The 17,659-nt window shown below is 65.0% G+C and carries 17 protein-coding genes; 9 read left to right on the top strand and 8 right to left on the bottom strand.

The features are described from left to right. Position 1: 1 nt before the first annotated feature. From thrS to EHH60_RS00080, 3 genes are all read left to right on the top strand, one after another. A complete protein-coding gene (gene thrS / locus EHH60_RS00090) occupies positions 2-2,044 on the top strand; it encodes a threonine--tRNA ligase (RefSeq protein ID WP_124157515.1) in 2,043 nt (680 codons plus the stop codon). A gap of 93 nt (positions 2,045-2,137) precedes the next feature. Continuing rightward, the gene (locus tag EHH60_RS00085; protein ID WP_199751233.1) at positions 2,138-2,701 is read left to right on the top strand and encodes a nitroreductase family protein; all 564 of its coding nucleotides are present in this window, start codon (positions 2,138-2,140) and stop codon (positions 2,699-2,701) included. Between the two features lie 63 nt (positions 2,702-2,764). Beyond that, positions 2,765-4,030: a serine hydrolase domain-containing protein gene (locus EHH60_RS00080; protein ID WP_124157513.1), complete on the top strand. Its 1,266-nt coding sequence runs from the start codon at positions 2,765-2,767 to the stop codon at positions 4,028-4,030. On the opposite strand, the gene EHH60_RS00075 is transcribed toward EHH60_RS00080, so the two are convergent. The 3 genes from EHH60_RS00075 to EHH60_RS00060 form a co-directional block, all read right to left on the bottom strand. Beyond that, positions 4,016-6,478 (bottom strand): putative bifunctional diguanylate cyclase/phosphodiesterase, encoded by a 2,463-nt coding sequence (locus EHH60_RS00075; protein ID WP_124157512.1) that lies wholly within the window; start codon positions 6,476-6,478, stop codon positions 4,016-4,018. The genes EHH60_RS00080 and EHH60_RS00075 overlap by 15 nt on opposite strands. A 134-nt stretch (positions 6,479-6,612) precedes the next feature. After that, complete coding sequence (locus EHH60_RS00070) at positions 6,613-6,996, bottom strand: hypothetical protein (RefSeq protein ID WP_124157511.1); 384 nt, start codon at positions 6,994-6,996, stop codon at positions 6,613-6,615. Positions 6,997-7,456: 460 nt separating this feature from the next. Then, on the bottom strand, positions 7,457-8,317 hold the full coding sequence (locus EHH60_RS00060) for a LysR family transcriptional regulator (RefSeq protein WP_124157510.1): 861 nt from the start codon (positions 8,315-8,317) through the stop codon (positions 7,457-7,459). Positions 8,318-8,417: 100 nt separating this feature from the next. Between EHH60_RS00060 and EHH60_RS00055 the strand changes: the two genes are divergently transcribed. Continuing rightward, positions 8,418-9,410 carry a zinc-dependent alcohol dehydrogenase family protein gene (locus EHH60_RS00055; protein ID WP_199751232.1) on the top strand — a complete coding sequence of 331 codons (993 nt, stop codon included), beginning with the start codon at positions 8,418-8,420 and terminating at the stop codon, positions 9,408-9,410. A gap of 139 nt (positions 9,411-9,549) precedes the next feature. Here EHH60_RS00055 and EHH60_RS37355 read toward each other — a convergent pair whose 3' ends face one another. Both EHH60_RS37355 and EHH60_RS00045 read right to left on the bottom strand, forming a co-directional pair. Then, on the bottom strand, positions 9,550-9,789 hold the full coding sequence (locus EHH60_RS37355) for a hypothetical protein (protein ID WP_245454354.1): 240 nt from the start codon (positions 9,787-9,789) through the stop codon (positions 9,550-9,552). A gap of 323 nt (positions 9,790-10,112) precedes the next feature. Then, entirely contained in the window at positions 10,113-11,186 is a 1,074-nt protein-coding gene (locus EHH60_RS00045; RefSeq protein ID WP_124157509.1) for an RgsD C-terminal domain-containing protein, read from the bottom strand. A gap of 248 nt (positions 11,187-11,434) precedes the next feature. Here EHH60_RS00045 and EHH60_RS00040 point away from each other — a divergent pair, with 248 nt between their 5' ends. Next, complete coding sequence (locus EHH60_RS00040) at positions 11,435-12,454, top strand: patatin-like phospholipase family protein (protein WP_124157508.1); 1,020 nt, start codon at positions 11,435-11,437, stop codon at positions 12,452-12,454. Between the two features lie 18 nt (positions 12,455-12,472). Here the strand turns inward: EHH60_RS00040 and EHH60_RS00035 are convergent, their stop codons facing one another. Next, positions 12,473-12,901, bottom strand: coding sequence for a CBS domain-containing protein (locus EHH60_RS00035; RefSeq protein WP_124157507.1), 429 nt, complete (start codon positions 12,899-12,901; stop codon positions 12,473-12,475). Between the two features lie 191 nt (positions 12,902-13,092). Further along, complete coding sequence (locus EHH60_RS00030) at positions 13,093-13,869, bottom strand: rhomboid family intramembrane serine protease (protein ID WP_245454353.1); 777 nt, start codon at positions 13,867-13,869, stop codon at positions 13,093-13,095. Between the two features lie 484 nt (positions 13,870-14,353). Between EHH60_RS00030 and EHH60_RS00025 the strand changes: the two genes are divergently transcribed. Both EHH60_RS00025 and EHH60_RS00020 read left to right on the top strand, forming a co-directional pair. Continuing rightward, positions 14,354-14,908 (top strand): PAS domain-containing protein, encoded by a 555-nt coding sequence (locus tag EHH60_RS00025; RefSeq protein ID WP_124157506.1) that lies wholly within the window; start codon positions 14,354-14,356, stop codon positions 14,906-14,908. A 128-nt stretch (positions 14,909-15,036) separates the two neighbouring features. Continuing rightward, the gene (locus EHH60_RS00020) at positions 15,037-16,170 is read left to right on the top strand and encodes a DJ-1/PfpI family protein (RefSeq protein ID WP_124157505.1); all 1,134 of its coding nucleotides are present in this window, start codon (positions 15,037-15,039) and stop codon (positions 16,168-16,170) included. 64 nt (positions 16,171-16,234) lie between these two features. Here EHH60_RS00020 and EHH60_RS00015 read toward each other — a convergent pair whose 3' ends face one another. After that, positions 16,235-16,621 (bottom strand): COG4315 family predicted lipoprotein, encoded by a 387-nt coding sequence (locus tag EHH60_RS00015; protein ID WP_199751230.1) that lies wholly within the window; start codon positions 16,619-16,621, stop codon positions 16,235-16,237. 144 nt (positions 16,622-16,765) lie between these two features. Between EHH60_RS00015 and EHH60_RS00010 the strand changes: the two genes are divergently transcribed. Further along, positions 16,766-17,272, top strand: a complete 507-nt coding sequence (locus EHH60_RS00010) for a GNAT family N-acetyltransferase (RefSeq protein ID WP_124157503.1) — start codon at positions 16,766-16,768, stop codon at positions 17,270-17,272. A 129-nt stretch (positions 17,273-17,401) separates the two neighbouring features. Then, on the top strand, positions 17,402-17,659 hold a 258-nt coding region (locus EHH60_RS00005), incomplete at its 3' end, for a hypothetical protein (RefSeq protein WP_124157502.1).

Raw genomic sequence — 17,659 nt, 5'->3', positions numbered from 1 at the left:
CATGACCGACCAGCCCAAATCCGAGTCCGGCTTCCAGTACAGCCTGTCAAATCTGAAGCCCGTGACCCCTGCGGCCAAAGTCACCCTCACCTTCCCCGATGGCGCCCAGCGCCAATTCGACAAGAGCATCACCGGCCTCGAGATCGTCAAGGGCATCTCGCCGTCGCTGGCCAAGCGCACGGTTGCGATGGCGCTCGATGGCGTGGTCGCCGATCTCAACGACCCGATCGAGGATGACGCAAAGATCGAGTTCGTCAATCGCGACGATCCGCGCGCGCTCGAATTGATCCGCCACGACTGCGCACACGTGCTGGCCGAAGCCGTGCAGACGCTGTGGCCTGGCACCCAGGTCACCATCGGTCCCGTGATCGAGAATGGCTTTTACTACGACTTCTTCCGCAACGAGCCGTTCACGCCGGAAGACTTTGCCGCCATCGAGAAGAAGATGCGCGAGATCATCGCGCGCGACAAACCCTTCACCAAGGAAGTCTGGGATCGCGAAAAGACCAAGCAGGTGTTCCGCGACAAGGGCGAGGCATTCAAGGTCGAACTGGTCGACGCCATTCCCGGCAACGAGCCGATCAAGATCTATTACCAGGGCGACTGGTTCGATCTCTGCCGCGGCCCGCACATGACCTCGACCGGCAAGGTTGGCAACGCCTTCAAGCTGATGAAGGTGGCCGGCGCCTATTGGCGCGGCGACAGCAACAACCCGATGCTGACCCGCATCTACGGCACGGCCTTCGCCAAGCAGGAGGACCTCGACGCCTACTTCAAGCAGATCGAGGAAGCCGAGAAGCGCGACCATCGCAAGCTCGGGCGCGAGCTCGACCTTTTCCATTTCCAGGAGGAAGGCCCGGGCGTCGTGTTCTGGCACCCGAAGGGTTGGACCATCTTCCAGCAGCTGATCGCCTACATGCGCCGCCGTCTGACCGGCGACTACAACGAGGTCAATGCACCGCAGATCCTCGACAAGGTGCTGTGGGAGACCTCGGGCCATTGGGGCTGGTATCGCGAGAACATGTTCGCGGCGCAGTCGGCCGGCGACGAGGCCGAGGACAAGCGCTGGTTTGCGCTGAAGCCGATGAACTGCCCCGGCCACGTGCAGATCTTCAAGCACGGCTTGAAGAGCTACCGCGACCTCCCCTTGCGCCTCGCCGAGTTCGGCGTGGTGCATCGCTACGAGCCGTCGGGCGCCATGCACGGGTTGATGCGCGTGCGCGGCTTCACCCAGGACGATGCGCACATCTTCTGCACCGAGGATCAGCTCGCCGAAGAGTGCCTGAAGATCAACGATCTCATTCTGTCGACCTATGCGGACTTCGGCTTCACCGGCGATCTCACGGTGAAGCTCTCGACCCGGCCGGAAAAACGTGTCGGCACCGATGCGATGTGGGATCATGCCGAGCGCGTGATGGCCACCGTGCTCCGCGAGATCCAGTCGCAGAACAATCACATCAAGACCGAGATCAATCCCGGCGAAGGCGCCTTCTACGGGCCGAAGTTCGAATACGTTCTGCGCGATGCCATCGGCCGCGACTGGCAGTGCGGCACCACGCAGGTCGACTTCAACCTGCCGGAGCGGTTCGGCGCGTTCTACATCGACCATGACGGCGGCAAGAAGCCCCCCGTGATGGTGCACCGCGCGATCTGCGGCTCGATGGAACGCTACATCGGCATCCTGATCGAGCACTATGCCGGCAATTTCCCGCTCTGGCTCTCGCCGGTGCAGGCGGTGGTCACGACCATCACCTCCGAAGGCGACGAGTACGCCAAGGTGGTACTGGAGCAGGCGCGCCGCGCGGGGCTTCGGGTCGAGATCGACCTGCGCAACGAAAAGATCAACTACAAGGTCCGCGAGCACTCGCTGGCCAAGATCCCGGCGCTGCTCGTCGTCGGCAAGAAGGAAGCCGAGACGCATTCGGTCTCGGTCCGCCGCCTCGGCAGCGACGGTCAGAAGGTCATGAGCACGGCGGAAGCGATCGCCGCGCTCGTCGACGAGGCGACCCCGCCGGATGTCCGGCGGGCGCGCAGCGGCGTCTGATCCCTGAAATCGATCTAAATTCGCTTCCGGTTGCGGGCGTGCATGCCTATCTCGGCATGGCACGCCCGACGACCAGCCGAAGAGGATATCGCAGTGCCCGACGCCATCGAACTCCTGAAGACCCGCCGCTCTGTCAAGCCGCGCGAAATGACCGGGCCCGGCCCTTCGGCGGCCGAGCTCGAGACGATCCTGACCATCGGCGCGCGCGTGCCCGATCACGGCAAGCTCGCGCCCTGGCGCTTCATCATCTTCGAGGGAGATGCCCGCCAGCGCGCCGGCGAGGTGATCGCGAGGGTCTTCGCCCGCAAGAATCCGGGCGCGCCGGCGGCCGACGTCGAGATCGAGCGCAAGCGCCTCACCGATGCGCCATTGGTGATCGGCATCGTCAGCTTCACCAAGCCGCATCCGAAAGTGCCGGCGTTCGAGCAGGAATTGTCGGCAGGCGCCAGCGCCATGAACATCGTCACGGCCGCCACCGCGCTCGGCTACGGCGCCTGCTGGCTGACCGGCTGGTTCGCCTTCGACCGCGACGTGCTTGATGGGCTCGGCCTCAAGCCAGACGAGAAGCTCGCCGGCCTCGTCCATATCGGCACGCCGACCAAACCGAGCGAGGACCGTCCGCGACCGTGCCTTTCGGAAATTGTGACGCGTTTTTAATCGAGGGCTTGTTGACGCCCCAAACGTTGTACGGCTTTGATCCCGGCGAGGGAGGAAGCCTGGATGCGACGGCGCGAATTTCTTATCGGGGCCATGCTCGCCGGCTCGATGGTGCGAAGCCGGGCCGGCGATATTCCCGCCCCCTCGTCCGAGGGGCTCGACCGCATCACGGCGTATTTCGACAACGAGGTGACGAGCGGCCGACTGCCTGGCGCGGTGATCCTCATCCAGCAGCACGGCAAGCCGGTCTATCTGAAGACCTTCGGCGTGCGCGACACCAGGACCGGCCTCGCCATGACGCCGGACACGATCTTCGCCATCCACTCCATGACCAAGCCGATCACGTGCCTTGGCGCGATGATGCTGATCGACGAGGGCAAGCTTGCGCTCACCGACCCCGTATCCAAATACGTTTCCCTCTTTGCCAAGACCAAGGTGGGCCTCCAGACCACCGATCCGCACGGCGAACTGGAACTTGACTTTGTGCCGCCGGTCCGTCCCGTCAACATCGAGGATCTGCTGCGGCAAACCTCGGGCATCAGCTACGACTATATCGGAGCCGAGTGGGTCGAGCATGCCTACAAGGCGGCCAACATCTTCGAAGGTCATTTCAACAACAGGGAATTCGCTGACCGGATCGCCAGGCTGCCGCTGGCACGGCAGCCTGGAACGCTGTGGCGCTACGGCCATTCCACGGACGTCCTCGGCAGCATCATCGAGATCATCTCGGGCCAGACGCTGTATCAGTTCCTGAAGCAGCGCCTCTTCGACCCGCTCGGCATGAACAGCACAAAGTTCGTGCTCGCGACCGAGGACGAGCTTGCGCGGATGGCGCGGCCACTGCCGAACGATTTCATCCTGCTTGCCGGCGAACGCGAGCGCCTCGACCATCCCGAATGGCAATCCGGAGGCGGCGGCCTGCTCTCGACCATCACCGACTATCAACGCTTCTCGCAGATGCTGCTCAATGGCGGCGAGTTCGCGGGCAGGCGCTATCTCAGCCCGGCCGCATTCAAGTCCATGACGACCGATCACATCGGGCCGGGCTCCGGCGTCGCACGCGACTATTTCTATTTCCCTGGCGACGGCTTCGGCTATGGCTACGGCCTTGCGGTGCGGACCGATCCCGGCAACGCAAAACCGCCGCCGCCGGGCTCGTTCGGCGAACTGAAATGGGACTCCGGCAGCGGTACCTATTTCGGTGTCGATCCCAAGCTCGACATGGTCTACCTCATGATGCAACAGACCCAGAACGAGCGCAGCCGCATCACACCGGCGTTCAAGGCGCTCGTCTACGACTGCTACCCGCCCGCACTACGCCGCCCGTGAGGTGCGCTCACCGAAATCGGCGAGGAGCTTTCCGATTTCGGCCGCGGGCCGCGCGGCACTGAACAGAAATCCCTGCACCTCGTTGCAGCCTTCGGCGCGCAGCCAGTCGAGCTGGTCTTCGGTCTCCACGCCCTCAGCGGTCGTGGTGATGTTGAGACTGCGGCCGAGCCCGGAAATCGCGCGCACGATCGCGCCGCAGTCTGGCCGCTGCGCCAGATCCTTGACGAAGGAGCGGTCGATCTTGATCTTGTCGAAGGGAAAGCTGCGGAGATAGCTCAGGCTGGAATAGCCGGTGCCGAAATCGTCCATGGAAATGCCGACGCCGAGCTCGCGCAACTGATGCAGGATCGCGAGATTGGCATCGGTCTCGGCCAAAAAGATCGACTCCGTGATCTCGAGCTCGAGCCGCTTCGGCGACAGGCCGGACTGCGCCAGGGCCGAGATCACGACCTGAACCAGGTTGCGGCTGCGGAACTGCGCCGGCGACAGATTGACCGCGACCTTGACCTCGGCAGGCCATTTGACGGCCTCGGCGCAGGCTTCGCGCAGCACCCACTCGCCGAGCTGGATGATGAGGCCGATGTCCTCGGCAACAGGGATGAACTCCGCCGGCGAGATCATGCCTTTGTCCGGGTGACGCCACCGCAGCAGCGACTCGAAGCCGGAGATGCGGTCGGAGGCGATCGCCACCAGCGGCTGATAGTGCAGCTCGAACTCGCCATTGGCGAACGCTCGACGAAGGTCGAGCTCCATGTCGCGGCGCCGTTGCGCCTGGAGGTCCATCTCACGCTCGAAGAAGTGGTGCACGCCACCGCCTTCGGATTTCGCCCGGTACAGCGCCATGTCGGCATTGCGCATCAACTCTTCCGGCGTCGTGCCGTCGCCCGGCGACAGCGCGATGCCGATGCTGGCGCCGATCACCATCTCCTGTCCGTCGACATCATAAGGTGCCTTCACCATGTCGATCAGCAGGGACGCGCAGGCGCTGGCCTCGTTCGGCGAGACGTCGGCCGCCAAAATGACGGCGAACTCGTCACCGCCGAGCCGCGCCGCGAGATTGGCGCCGCGGACCACGGTGGTCAGGCGCTCGGCGACCTGCTTCAGCAGGCGGTCGCCCACCGGATGACCGAAGGAATCGTTGATGTTCTTGAACAGGTCGAGATCCATGTAGAGCACGCCGACCCGTTTTCCATCGGCCTGGCCCAGCGCCTGCTTCAGGCGCTCCTGGAAGTATTCACGGTTCGGCAGGTCGGTCAGTCCGTCATGGTGCGCCATATGGGCGATGCGGGCCTCGGCCTTGCGCCGCTCGGTGATGTCGACCACCGCCACCAGGTAGCCGTCGCGATCGTCGAAGGCGACGCGGCGGCCGAAGGTGAGCACCTCGATCTCGCTGCCGTCGGCGCGCAGATGCCGCCAGTTGCGCGAGGAGCGATAGGCGTCGCCGACGTGCTCCAGCGCCTCGGCGTGGCTGTCCCACTCGTCCTCCGGCCAGATCTCGTGCAGCTTCATGCGCAGGAAGGTGGCACGGCTGTAGCCGTAATGCTGAACAGCGGCGTCGTTGACGCCCAGGAACTCCTTGGTCTGCGCATCGAACACCCACATCGGCATCGGGTTGTTGTCGAACAGCAGGCGGAACGAGGCGTCTCGCCGCTTCAGCGCGGTGACATCGGAGATCGTCAGCGAAACCACGTCGGCGAAGGCGGTGGCGCTGAGCCTGAGGTAGCGTCCCTCGCTCTCGATTTCGAGCTGTTCGCCGCGACCGCCCAAAACGACCTTGAAAAGGAATTCCATCACCTCGGGCAAGGCCAGCAGCGTGTCGCCCTCGCCGATCCGTCGCCACAACAGGCTTCCGCTCGCAACCTCCAGCATCGCGCCCGCGCTCTTGTTGTGATGCACGACCTGAAGATCGAACGGCCTGCCGTCCGCATCGCGCAGCATCGCCAGGGAGACCACCGCGTCGTCGGTCGAGGAAAAGATCGCGTCGAGGAGATTGTATTGCGCGCCGCGCTCGTTGACATAGGCGCCGACCAGCGTTGCGCCCCAGCGCGAGGACGTCGGCAGCGCCAGCACGTCGTAGGTCCTGACCATGCCGTCGCGCACGCAATGCGCGCTCCCCTGGTGCGGCCGTCCGGTCGCAAGCGCGCTCGCCGCTGCTTCCGACAGCGCCGTGGCACAATCGGGCGACAGTTCGGCGACGGGAATGTCCCAGGCTTCCTCACCGAGCCATGTCTGCACGTAACGTCCGCTACGCGACAGTTCGAGCACGCCGTCGTTCTTCAGCAGCGCAATGTGGTCGGCGAGCCGTCCGAGGCTGCCGAGCATCACGTCCTCGTAGCGCGGCAGCCGCTCGCCCGGTTTCAAAGCCGCATGCCATTTGCGCAGAAGCACCGGTATGTCGTCAAACATTTCGGTGGCCGGCTTTTCCGACAACCTCTTCGCGGCTTTCATGGCAGTCCCCAACGCACTTTGCCGGCGCATCCAATGCAGACGCGCTTAATGACGTGTAAAAAGCGCGCGGGCGCGGGTTCCATTCAGCGATTATGACAGTTTTAAGTCAGGCGTTGGTTAGTGGTCGTTAGAGACTATGACAGTTGTGCAAAGGCGATGCTCACGTGTCCCGGACGCGACGCAATGCCGCAACGCGCTGCGCGCAACTGCATCAACAGCGTCATTGAGCGCAGCGAAGCAATCCAGAATCCTTCCGTTGAGACGGCCTGAATTGCTTTGCTGCGCTCGCAATGACGGAGTGTGTGGGTGGCAGCGCCGCCCTCCAATTCGCAGTTCAATCGCAGACACAGCTGCGCATCCTCGCGGCGCATCTCGCCCGAGCTTTGCTTCGATTTCTCACCCTCTGAAATGAAAAGGGCGCAGGGAAGACCGGGAGCCCGCTGGCACCCGAGGTCCACTGTGCGAAATCCTGCGTGAACAAGAAGCTGCACAGCGGCATACAGGTGTAGCCAGGACATCCCGGCCTTCCCTGCGCAGTGGTTTTACGGCTTATGTCGTGCTCTCCCCGGGGAGCGATGCACTATTGCCCCCGTCGCCTTGCGGATGACTGATGCGCGAACCCGGTCGGGCCGCCACATCACCGCAACACTTGGCGCACAGACCCCGGGCGCCAGGACCACACGATTTTGCCGTACGCCGATCACACCGGTCGTGTGCGCGACGCCTCCGCTCACGGTCGCCCGCCCTGCGAAAGCCATTCGCGCCGATGTCACCTGCGTCCACCGCCGTCCGGCCCGCGTTCGTGACGATCGCGATACGCCCCTCTTCCTTGGGCCGGGTTGCGGCGATACATACGCCGTTTCCGAATTTCGGCAAAGCGGAATATTTTCGGCGAGGCGTCTTGACCGATGGCTTGGGTGTTTCGCCTGTCAGGCAACGCAAGGGATTGTAGCCCTGTCGTCGGCTTCGGCCGGGCTGCTACGGGTGCGCGCCCGCCAACCGCTCGATCACCAGATCAAGCAGCGCGCGCAGGCGAGCCAGGCGCTTGAGGTCGCGGTGATAGCCGACGAAGGTATCGCGGCCGGGCGGCGACGTACCGATGTCAAGCGCGACGAGGCGGCGATCGCGGTCGCCCAGCGGACGCGGCAGCACCGCCAATCCGCCGCCGCTCGCGCAGAGCTCGGCCTGCGCCTGCCTGTTGTTGCTGCGCGAAGCGACTTCCGCATTGGGCAGCGCGCGTTTCAGCCAGGCGGCATCGGGCATGTCGGCGAATTCGACGTTCATGGTCACGACACGGACGCCACGCCCGTCGCCGGCGCGCGGCGGCTTGCTGCCCTTCTTGCCATAGAGCGCGTAGGGAATGTGCAGCAGCTTCCTGGAAATAATCTCCGGCTCGCTGAACGGCTTGATGCGGAAGACGAGATCGGCTTCGCGGCGCGGCAGGCTGTAGAGGCGCGCATCGGTCAGCAGCTCGACGGTCACCCTCGGATGACGCTTGCCGAAGGCGGCGATCACCGGAGAGAGCATCACCGTCCCGAACCAGTCCGACGAAGACAGGCGCAAAAGGCCATCGAGCTGCGTCTCCGCGCCGGAGGCGTGACGTTGAAGCGCGAGCGCTTCCTCCTCGATCCGCTCGGCGTGGCGCAGCACCGCGGTACCCTCGTCCGTGAGGACGAAGCCGTCGGTGGTGCGCTGGAACAGCGTCTGTCCCAACGCCTGTTCGAGCGCGCGAAGCCGCCGGCCCATGGTCGGCTGAGTCTGGCCGATCTTTCGCGCCGCAGCCCCGAGCGTGCCTTCGCGCGCGATCGCCAGGAAGATGCGCAGATCGCTCCAGTCCATCGGAATCCTCATGCAATAATGCACGACGATCGTACATTGCTGTTGCTTTCCATGCAAAAATTCATGGGCGTATTGGGGAAACAACCGGAGCAGAACGATCATGACCAAACCATCGACAATGCGTGCAACCGTGCTGGAGGCGCACAAGGCGCCGCTGCGGCTCTCGACCATCTCCACGCCCGGAATCGGCCCGCGCGAGGTGCTGGTCAGGGTGCGCGCGAGCGGAGTCAATCCGCTCGACACCAAGATCCATGCCGGCGCGGCCCCGCACGCGTGGCATCCGCTGCCTGCAATTCCCGGGATCGATCTCGCCGGCGTGGTCGAGCAGGCCGGACACGAGGTGACCCGGTTCAAGCCGGGCGAGGACGTCTATGGCATGACCGGAGGCGTCGGCGGCGTGCAGGGATCGCTGGCCGAGTTCGCCGCGGTCGATGCCGACCTGCTGGCGCCGAAGCCCGCCAATCTCAGCATGCGGGAAGCGGCAGCCCTGCCCCTGATCTTCATCACGGCCTGGGAAGGCCTGATCGACCGCGCCTCGCTAGGGGCCGGCCAGAAGGTGTTGATTCATGGCGGCGCCGGCGGCGTCGGCCATGTCGCGATCCAGATCTCGCGCGCCTTCGGAGCCGACGTGTTCGCAACCGGCTCGGCGTCGCAGCGCGCCACGATCGAAGGTTTTGGCGCGGTGTTCATCGACCGCAACACGCCGGTCGAAACCTATGTTGCGCAGCATGCCGGCGGCCGCGGCTTCGACGTCGTCTACGACACCGTCGGCGGCAAGGTGCTCGACGCCTCCTTTGAAGCGGTCCGCCGCTTCGGCCATGTTGTGAGTGCGCTCGGCTGGGGGACGCACGCGCTTGCGCCGCTGTCGTTCCGCGCCGCAACCTATTCCGGCGTGTTCACGCTGCTGCCGCTGCTCTCGGGCGAAGGGCGCGCGCATCATGGGGAGATCATGATGGAGGCGACGCGCCTGGTGGAGGCAGGCAAGTTGGTGCCGCGGCTCGATCCCAGGCGCTTTACGCTGGAGAATGTCGGCGACGCCTATGCGCTGATCCGCGATCACGCGGCGAAGGGAAAGCTGGTGGTCGATGTCTGAAGCGCGGTGCGATCGGGATGGATCGTCATCGCGCTTCAGGTTGTCGTTCAAGCATGATCTTTTCGGAAAACCGCTGCACACTTTTCCAGATCATGCTTCAGGCGAGCCTGCAGCCCGAGCCGGCTCACGAAGCTGTGCGCTAGTCCTCGCTGGACGCGGCCGAGCGGTTGCGCAGATGGGCCTGCGACAACAGGAAGAACAACGCGCGCTCGCCTTGATACTTGGCAGACGGCCGGGTGCGCTCGAAGCCATCGGCAAATATCTTGCCGGACTGGTCGCACACCTGCCACCGCCAGCCAAACCGCTTGCGCCTGGTAAGGATCACTTCGAACATGCCGACGGGCTTGGTCCCTGCTCCTTGCCGGTCTCGCAGACGCACAAGTCTGCTCCGGCTCCCCCCATGAGATGCATGCCCGACATATAACCCAGCGCGGTGGAAAGAGAATAAAATTGATCATCGGAAATTCGTATCGTGCACCGCGGTGTGATGAAGCCGCGAGGTGCGGGAATAAGCCCTGATCAACGGTGTATCCTCTGTCCCCAAGAGGCCATTCTGGTCAAAAATGCGGGCTGCGGCGGCGAAGAGCGGTTGCTCCCGACACCTGGAGCGATCTGGCGGTAACAAGGGATGCACGCCCGTGCGCTGGATGAGAACCATCGTGCGGTGCATCAACTCAGGCCGCAGGCAGCGCCGCCCGGGTTCTACCGCGCGACGACTTCGACTTCGCCGTCGACGCCGTTGACGACGTTGAAACCGCGCTCGTAGACCTTGCCCTCGTTCTTGGCGATGGCGCGGTATTCGCCTTCGGAGAGCACGACGCGCGGGAACGCGCCGATCGATTCCTTGATGACGTCGCCGCCGGGGGTCAGCACCGACCAGGCGGTGTTGGCGAGCGCCTCGCCGCCCCTGTCGCTGACGAGCTTGAGGGTGATGACCGCGGCGCGGTGGGTGATGGTCACGTCGGTAAGCTTGCCGGCCTGGACGCGGATGTCCGAGCGCACCACCGAATTTGCATCACCGTAATTGGAGACGATGTAGTAGGTGCCCTCCGGGATCAGGACGACGTCGCCAGCGGCGACGTTGGGCACCAGCGAGGCGCGTTCGCCGGCTTCGAACTGGCTGCCCTTGTAGATTGCGAACGAGATCTGGTTCTGCGGAATGCGGCTGGTGCCGACGCGGCCCTCGATGCGCAGGCCGCCGGCCGGCAGCACGAAGGATTCGCGGTCGGTCTCGGCCTTCAGGCTGACGGTGCGCACTGCGCTGACGAGGCCGAAGGCGACGTGCACGACGTAGTTGCCCGGCGGCAGCACGATGTTGGGGGCGGCATTGCGATCCTCGCGGATCAGCTTGAAGGTGCCGTTCTCGTCGGGACGGTCGGCGAACACGCGCCAGACCAGGCCGCTGGTAATGGAGGCCGAATCCTTGCCGTATTTCGCGGTCAGCGACAGCACGCCCTGTCCGGGCACGGCCGCGCTCAGCGGGGCGGCCGGCGGCACGGTCGTGAACGCGGGCGGCGGCATGCTGGGCGTAGTAGGCTGCATCAGCGTCGGCGGCAGGCTCGGAGGTCCGGCACCCGGCCCGGAGGGCGGTGCCAGGTTAACGGCGCCGCCGGGGTCGGGCACCGATGCCGGCGGCACCGGCGGCGGACGATCGGAGAAAAGCTGCGCCTGCGCGGCATTTTGGCCGGATTCGACGAGGCACGCGGCAAGGATCAGCGCCGGCAGCAGCCTGCCGCTGCGCCGCCATCCGATGATGCCGTCACCCCCGCGTGTCATGCCCCCTGCTTTCACCGAAAACGCGGCAAATTCAAGCCTCTGAAACCCCGGCAAATACGGCCGCGCGCACGATCGCTGGAACCCGACTGACGCTTACGTGATTACCCAGAGCAGACCATCCCTCGCCATACTCCTGCCCAGTGCCCTTCGCAAAGCGGCATAAACCATGCTTCACCCCTGATATGGCGGAGCGCAAAAGCGGTGCCTAGTCTGGTGATGCGGGCGGGCCTCGGCGTAGGAGGGTTTCGGTGCTGGATAGATTGAAGGGTCGAGGCTCCAATGGCGAGAAAGTGGGGCTCGGCAGCATTCGCCGGCCGGTCATCGGCCTTGCCCTCGGCGGCGGCGCGGCGCGCGGCTTCGCCCATATCGGCATCATCAAGACCCTGCTCGCCAACGGCATCGTGCCCGACGTCGTGGTCGGCACCTCGATCGGCGCCGTGGTCGGCGGCCTCTATGCGGCCGGCCAGCTCGACACGCTGGAAGAATGGGGCCGCAGCCTGCAAGGCATGCGCAATATCCTCGGTTATCTCGACATCCGTCTCAACGGCTCCGGGCTGATCGGCGGCGAGAAGCTCGCAACCCGGCTCGAGGAGGCCTGCGGCCAAATCCAGATCGAGGACCTTCCGATCAAGTTCGCGGCCGTGGCGACCGAGGTCCGCACCGGCCACGAGATCTGGCTGACGCGCGGCCGCGTGGTCAACGCGATGCGCGCCTCCTATGCGCTGCCCGGCATCTTCGCGCCGGTGCTGATCGGCGACCGCTGGCTGGTCGACGGCGCGCTGGTCAATCCGGTGCCGGTTTCGGCCGCCCGGGCGCTCGGCGCCGAAATCGTCATCGCCGCAAATCTTTCCAGCGACATCTTCACCCATTCCACGACGATCTATTCGCACGGCGCGATGCCGGAGACGGTGGCACCCGTGGCCGGGGAGACGGCGGTCAAGCGGCGCTTTCCGCGATTGTTCTCGCCGGAGAAAACCGTGAAGCGCGAGTTCTTCGGCGGCGGCGGCCGGCCCGGCATCTCCTCGGTGATGGTCGATGCCTTCAACATCATGCAGGACCGCATCACCCGCGCCCGCCTTGCCGGCGACCCGCCTGACATGCTGATCACGCCGCGCGTAGGCCAGATCGGCTGGTTCGACTTCCACCGCGCCGATGATCTCATCGCCTTCGGCACCCGCGCCGCCGAGCGCGCGCTGGATTCGATCCAGGAGGCCATCCATGTGCTGGCGCCGGCGCCCGAAGGCACCGCGCCGAAAGCGCAGGAATGAGTCCAGCTGTGAGGCCGATCAGGCCGTCTTGATGTAGTCGCGCAGGGCTTCCTGCTCCGACTCGTATTCCTGGACCCGGCGCTTGACGATATCGCCGATCGAGATCAGGCCAACCACCTTGCCGTTGTCGATCACGGGCAGATGGCGGAATTTGCCCGACGTCATCGTCTCCATGAGCTCGGCCACGGTATCGGTCTCCTTGCAGGTCACGACCTTGCGCGTCATGACCTCTGAGACCGGAGCCTCCAGCACGCCGGCGCCGCGCTCTCCGAGCACGCGCACGATGTCGCGCTCCGACAGGATACCCTCGAGCCGGCTCTGGTTCATCACCAGCACCGCGCCGATCTTCTTTTCACCGAGCAGCCTGATCGCGGCGGCCAGCTTGGCGTCGGGCTCGACGCTCACGATCTGGTGCCCCTTGGTGTTCAGAATGGAACGTACCGTCATTGTAGCCTCCCTGAATCGGAGCCGTCCGCCCTTGAGGCGATCCGAACTTGTTCTTCGAGTCTTCAACTAACAGTTTTGGCGCCGGTTTTACGCTCAGGCGCGTTGCGAAGCATCGCCGCTGGCAGCTTGCGGCTTCGGAACATTGTTCTCGGAGATGATGGATGAATTCGGGCCGCGCCGCAAGCGCCGCTTCAAATACGATTTGAAATGTCCTGTGATGACGCATCCGCAGCATCGCCTCGGATGCGCGGCACGGGATCGAACAATGCGAACAGCAACAGGCCGGCAAAGAAGCCGCCGATATGCGCCTGCCAGGCGACGCTCGTGGTTTCGGAATCGATCCCGATCGCGCCGACGCCGAAGATGATGTTGACGCCGAACCAAACGCTGAGGAAGCCGATCACCCGTCCGTCGCGCAGCGCGCGCGACAGCGGCAGCGCCGGAACTTTTGCGGCGGTATCGGCGTCCGAGCGGCTGAACGACAGGAAGCTGCCGCGGACGAAGGCGAAGCGGATTGCGGCAGCCATCGCACCCGACACCGAGGCCGAAGCGCCGATCATCGGGGCCACTGCATGCTCGTGGGTGATGAGATGGGCCAGCGCGCCGGCCGCCGCCGTCACCGCCAGGAAGACGAAGAACCTGACCGCGCCGAAGCGCCGCGCCAGCGCGCTGCCGAACGGCAGCAGCCACAGCACGTTGAAGCCGAGATGGGTCAGATTGGCGTGCAGCAGCGAATAGGTGACGAAAGTCCAGACCTTCGCACCCGCCCCGCCCGGGATCTGCAGATTGAGCAGCGAGGAATCGTAGCGCTTCGGAATGAAGCCGAATACGTCGATGGTCCAGTTCTCGAGCTCCGGCGGCAGCAGCACCCGCAGATGGATCACCGCCAAAAGTAGGATATAGGCGGTCAGCGCGGCGGGCAGCGTCAGGATCGGCTCGCGCGGAGCCTCTTCGACGACGGCAGGCACGTCCGGTGACGAATCTTGCGGGGAATCCAAGGCAGCTTCGCTTTCACGCGCGATCGGAGCAGTAGGCTTGGAGATAGTCGCCTTTACCGTCCCTGCGCAAGTGCACAAACGGAAAAGGCAGGGCCCTGGGAAAGCCCTGCCTGTCCGTGTCGGCCTTCCGGTGGCCGGAGAGATAAGGAGTATCCCCACCCCTCCCCGCGGCCCGTGACCAAACTGTCTGACGCCCTGTGTACAGGCCTTGCCGAGAACCTGGAGAAAGCGGCAAGGCTTGCGACCGCATTCACCATAGCAGGCACGCGGCCGGCGCAAAGCGCATAGTTAATTTAACGTTAACGACGCAAAGGCCGGCACAAGCTGGCCGAAAGCGCCGCTGCGGCATGGACGCTGCAAATCCCCTCCTGCACAACAAGAGAAGGGATCGCGGGTGCGCTGAAGCGGGACAGGTCTGTCCCGTGAGGTCGCGCCCGGAGGTTAGCGTTCAGACATGAAACATCCGTCGAGCCGCGCGTTCTTCGCGTACTGGAACAAGAAGCGCGGCACTGCGCGAGCCCCTGACCGGGCCGACATCGATCCGGCTGCGGTCCGCGGCCTGCTCGGCGACATCTTCGTGCTGTCCTGCGAGCCGAACCTCGGCTTCCCGTTTCGCGTCGCCGGCACGCGCGTCTGCGCGCTCGCAGGAACAGACCTCAAGGACCAGAGCTTTGCGGCGCTGTTCACTGACGCGAGCCGCAGCGAGATCGAGGAGATCGCGACAATCGTCGCCGACGAGACGCTCGGCGCGATCGCCGGCGTCACCGCGGTGCGCGAGGACGGCAGCAAGGCGCATCTCGAACTGCTGCTGCTCCCCTTCAACGCCCGCCCGCACACGCCGATCAGCGTGACAGGCGTGCTCGCGCCGTTCGACGACGAATGCGGCACGCTCTCCGCCTTCACCCTCACCTCCTGGCGCTATCTGCACCAGCCGGAGAAACTCGTGCCGCGCGCCATCCGCAAATTGCAGATCGCGCGCGGGCTGATGGTGTATGAGGGGCTGAGATAGTCTCCGCCGCGCGAGGCATGAACGCGCCTGCGGATGACCGTTTTTGCCGGATCTGCGTCATTCCTGATGTCGTTGCCGAAGGTTAGCTTCCGCCTCGCGTGACGCAACGAGGATCGGGCGACATCATCATGATATGGCGCATTCTGGCATGGAGCGCTCTCGGCTGCGTGGCGTTGCTCGCAGTCATCGGCGGAACCTGGCTGTTGCTGCTGCCCGGCGCGCCGGCTCCGGGAACCCCAGCTGCGATATCCAAGGACGAGAGCGAGGCGACGCTTGCGGCGTTGAAGCCGCCAAAACGCAAACGTCCCCTGATCGCGATCGTCGGTATCAACGACATGAGCGAGACCACCGACTATCTGATGCCGTACGGCATCCTCGCGCGCGCCGATGTCGCCGACGTCCTCACACTGGGCACGCGGCCCGGACCCGTCACACTCTATCCCGCGTTGAAAGTGCAGCCGCACGCGACGATCGCCGAGTTCGATGCTGCTCATCCCGACGGCGCGGATTACGTCATCGTGCCGGCGATGAGCCGCGAAGACGATGCCGTGGTCCTGCAGTGGATCAACAGCCAGGCCCGCAAGGGCGCGATCGTCATCGGCGTTTGCGTCGGCGCCAAGGTCGTTGCCAATACCGGGCTGCTCGACGGCCGCCGGGCCACCACGCACTGGTATTCCGTGCGCGATCTGCAAAAGCATCCCGCGATCCGCTATGTCGCGGACCGCAGGCTGGTGGTCGACCGCGGCGTCGCGACGACGACCGGCATCACCGCGTCCATGCCGATGGCCCTGACCCTGGTCGAGGCCATTGCCGGCCGCGCCAAGGCGCTAGCCGTCGCCCGCGACATCGGACTTGCGGACTGGGATGCACGCCACCGCAGCGAGGCCTTCCGGTTCACACGCCCCTTTGCGATGACGGCGATCGCCAACACGCTCGCATTCTGGAACCGCGAGCAACTCGGCATCGCGCTGACGCCTGACATCGACGAGGTGTCACTTGCGCTGATCGCCGATGCGTGGTCACGCACCTATCGCTCGCACGCGCTCACCTTCGCCGCCACGGCGGAGGCGCGGACGAGCCGCGGCGGCCTCCGCATCCTGCCGGACAAGATCGCGGCCGACTGGCCGGCAAAGCAGACGCCGCCGGCCGCCGTCGACCTGCCGCCGGCGCGAGCGCTGGACCAGACGTTGCAATCCATCGATGCGCGCTACGGGCCGCGCACGGCCGACTTCGTCGCGATGCAGCTCGAATATCCGAGATGACGGCGCGGCGACGCGCCGGCTGTCGCGTGCAACGGCCGACGCGCCGTGTTTGCGCAGAGCGCCGTTACGGCATCGCCAGATGCCAGGCGCCGTTCAGGAAGCCGTCGCCGGTGATGTCGCCGGGCTTCTGGTCCTTGGCGAAGGTGTAGAGCGGCTTGCCCTTGTAGGCCCACTGCTTCGAGCCGTCGTCGCGGGTGATGATGGTGTAGCCGTCGCCGGCGGCGTCGCCCGCCTCGGCCTTCAGCACCGGCCAGTTCGTCGCACATGGACCGTTGCAGGCCGACTTGCCGTCCGCATCCTTGTCGAAAGTGTAGAGCGTCATGCCCTTGGCATCGGTAAGCACATTGCCCTTCTCGGTCTTGCCCGACTTGGTCGGCGGTGCGGCCAGGGCGGCGGGAACGATCGCGAGCGATATTGCCAGCGCGAGCGCGAGGCGGATCGAGGACGTCATGATATCTCCTGTCATGCAATTGGCTTGCATGGTTAGGACGCCGCGCGCGGGCTCGTATTCCTCGATGGCAGGAAGATTTTTTTCGCTGCGCGCGTCAACGCAGCGGAATAAACTGAATCAACCGAGACGGAACGACGAAGTGACATGAGCAAGCCGCATTGGCGACCAGCGCACCCATCCGATCTGCCCGCGATCGGCGCCATCGCGGCGCGGATTCATCCTGATCTCCCGGAGAGCCCCGAGGTGTTCGCGGAGAAGATGCGGCTCTATCCTGACGGATGCCGCGTGCTTGTCGCCGGCGATGAGATCGCCGGCTACGGGCTCGCGCATCCCTGGAAGCAGCATCAGATTCCGCCGCTCGACGGTTTCCTCGAACGACTTCCCGCAGATGCAGACTGTCTCTACTTGCACGATATCGCCGTGCTGCCCGATCGGCGCGGCGGCGTTGCGCGCGCCTTTATGACCGCCATCGCGGAGCTGGCGCGCGCATCCGGCATCGCGACGCTCGCACTGGTCTCGGTCTACACCACGCGGCCGTTGTGGGAACGTCTCGGCTTCCGTCCCGTGGCGGCGGATGCGGCGCTGCGCGCGAAGCTAGCCTGCTACGGAGAGGGAGCGACCTATATGTTGCGCGACCTCGGTGCGACGTAACATCCCTCTCCGACCGCCCCCCGACTCACGCGGGCGTGAAACCGCCTTCTCGAACCGTGAGAGATCAGCCTCCGTCGAAGGTGTATGCGAGCCCTTCCGGTCTCGCCGAACCGAGGCTCGAGAATATCCATGAAGCTCACATTGTCGAAAGTTGCTTTAATTGCATGCGTCGGGACGGCCGCGCTCACCGCGACCGGCGCCAGCGCGGCGCAGTACCGGACCTATGGCTGCGACACCGCCTTCTTCGAAGGCTGCGGCTTCCTGATCGAGACACCGGGAGGCAAAACCCGCCCCACCACCATCCATCGCGACACCTCGCCCACCTACATGAAGCAGACCGATCCCGGCTACAGCTCGTCGATGCGTGATGCCGGCGGTGGAGGCGGA

Source organism: Bradyrhizobium sp. RP6, from assembly GCF_003837805.1.
Classification (GTDB): Bacteria; Pseudomonadota; Alphaproteobacteria; order Rhizobiales; family Xanthobacteraceae; genus Bradyrhizobium.
The sequence above is the reverse complement of the archived record's forward strand: the minus strand, read 5'-3'. Positions and strand labels throughout refer to the sequence as shown.

What these genes read in the sequence shown, in the direction of transcription:
- thrS (WP_124157515.1), top strand. Translation starts at nt 2, where the DNA reads ATGACCGACCAGCCCAAATCCGAGTCCGGCTTCCAGTACAGCCTGTCA.
- EHH60_RS00080 (WP_124157513.1), top strand. Translation starts at nt 2,765, where the DNA reads ATGCGACGGCGCGAATTTCTTATCGGGGCCATGCTCGCCGGCTCGATG.
- EHH60_RS00075 (WP_124157512.1), bottom strand. Translation starts at nt 6,478, where the DNA reads ATGAAAGCCGCGAAGAGGTTGTCGGAAAAGCCGGCCACCGAAATGTTT.
- EHH60_RS00070 (WP_124157511.1), bottom strand. Translation starts at nt 6,996, where the DNA reads ATGTCCTGGCTACACCTGTATGCCGCTGTGCAGCTTCTTGTTCACGCA.
- EHH60_RS00060 (WP_124157510.1), bottom strand. Translation starts at nt 8,317, where the DNA reads ATGGACTGGAGCGATCTGCGCATCTTCCTGGCGATCGCGCGCGAAGGC.
- EHH60_RS00055 (WP_199751232.1), top strand. Translation starts at nt 8,418, where the DNA reads ATGACCAAACCATCGACAATGCGTGCAACCGTGCTGGAGGCGCACAAG.
- EHH60_RS00045 (WP_124157509.1), bottom strand. Translation starts at nt 11,186, where the DNA reads ATGACACGCGGGGGTGACGGCATCATCGGATGGCGGCGCAGCGGCAGG.
- EHH60_RS00035 (WP_124157507.1), bottom strand. Translation starts at nt 12,901, where the DNA reads ATGACGGTACGTTCCATTCTGAACACCAAGGGGCACCAGATCGTGAGC.
- EHH60_RS00025 (WP_124157506.1), top strand. Translation starts at nt 14,354, where the DNA reads ATGAAACATCCGTCGAGCCGCGCGTTCTTCGCGTACTGGAACAAGAAG.
- EHH60_RS00020 (WP_124157505.1), top strand. Translation starts at nt 15,037, where the DNA reads ATGATATGGCGCATTCTGGCATGGAGCGCTCTCGGCTGCGTGGCGTTG.
- EHH60_RS00015 (WP_199751230.1), bottom strand. Translation starts at nt 16,621, where the DNA reads ATGACGTCCTCGATCCGCCTCGCGCTCGCGCTGGCAATATCGCTCGCG.
- EHH60_RS00010 (WP_124157503.1), top strand. Translation starts at nt 16,766, where the DNA reads ATGAGCAAGCCGCATTGGCGACCAGCGCACCCATCCGATCTGCCCGCG.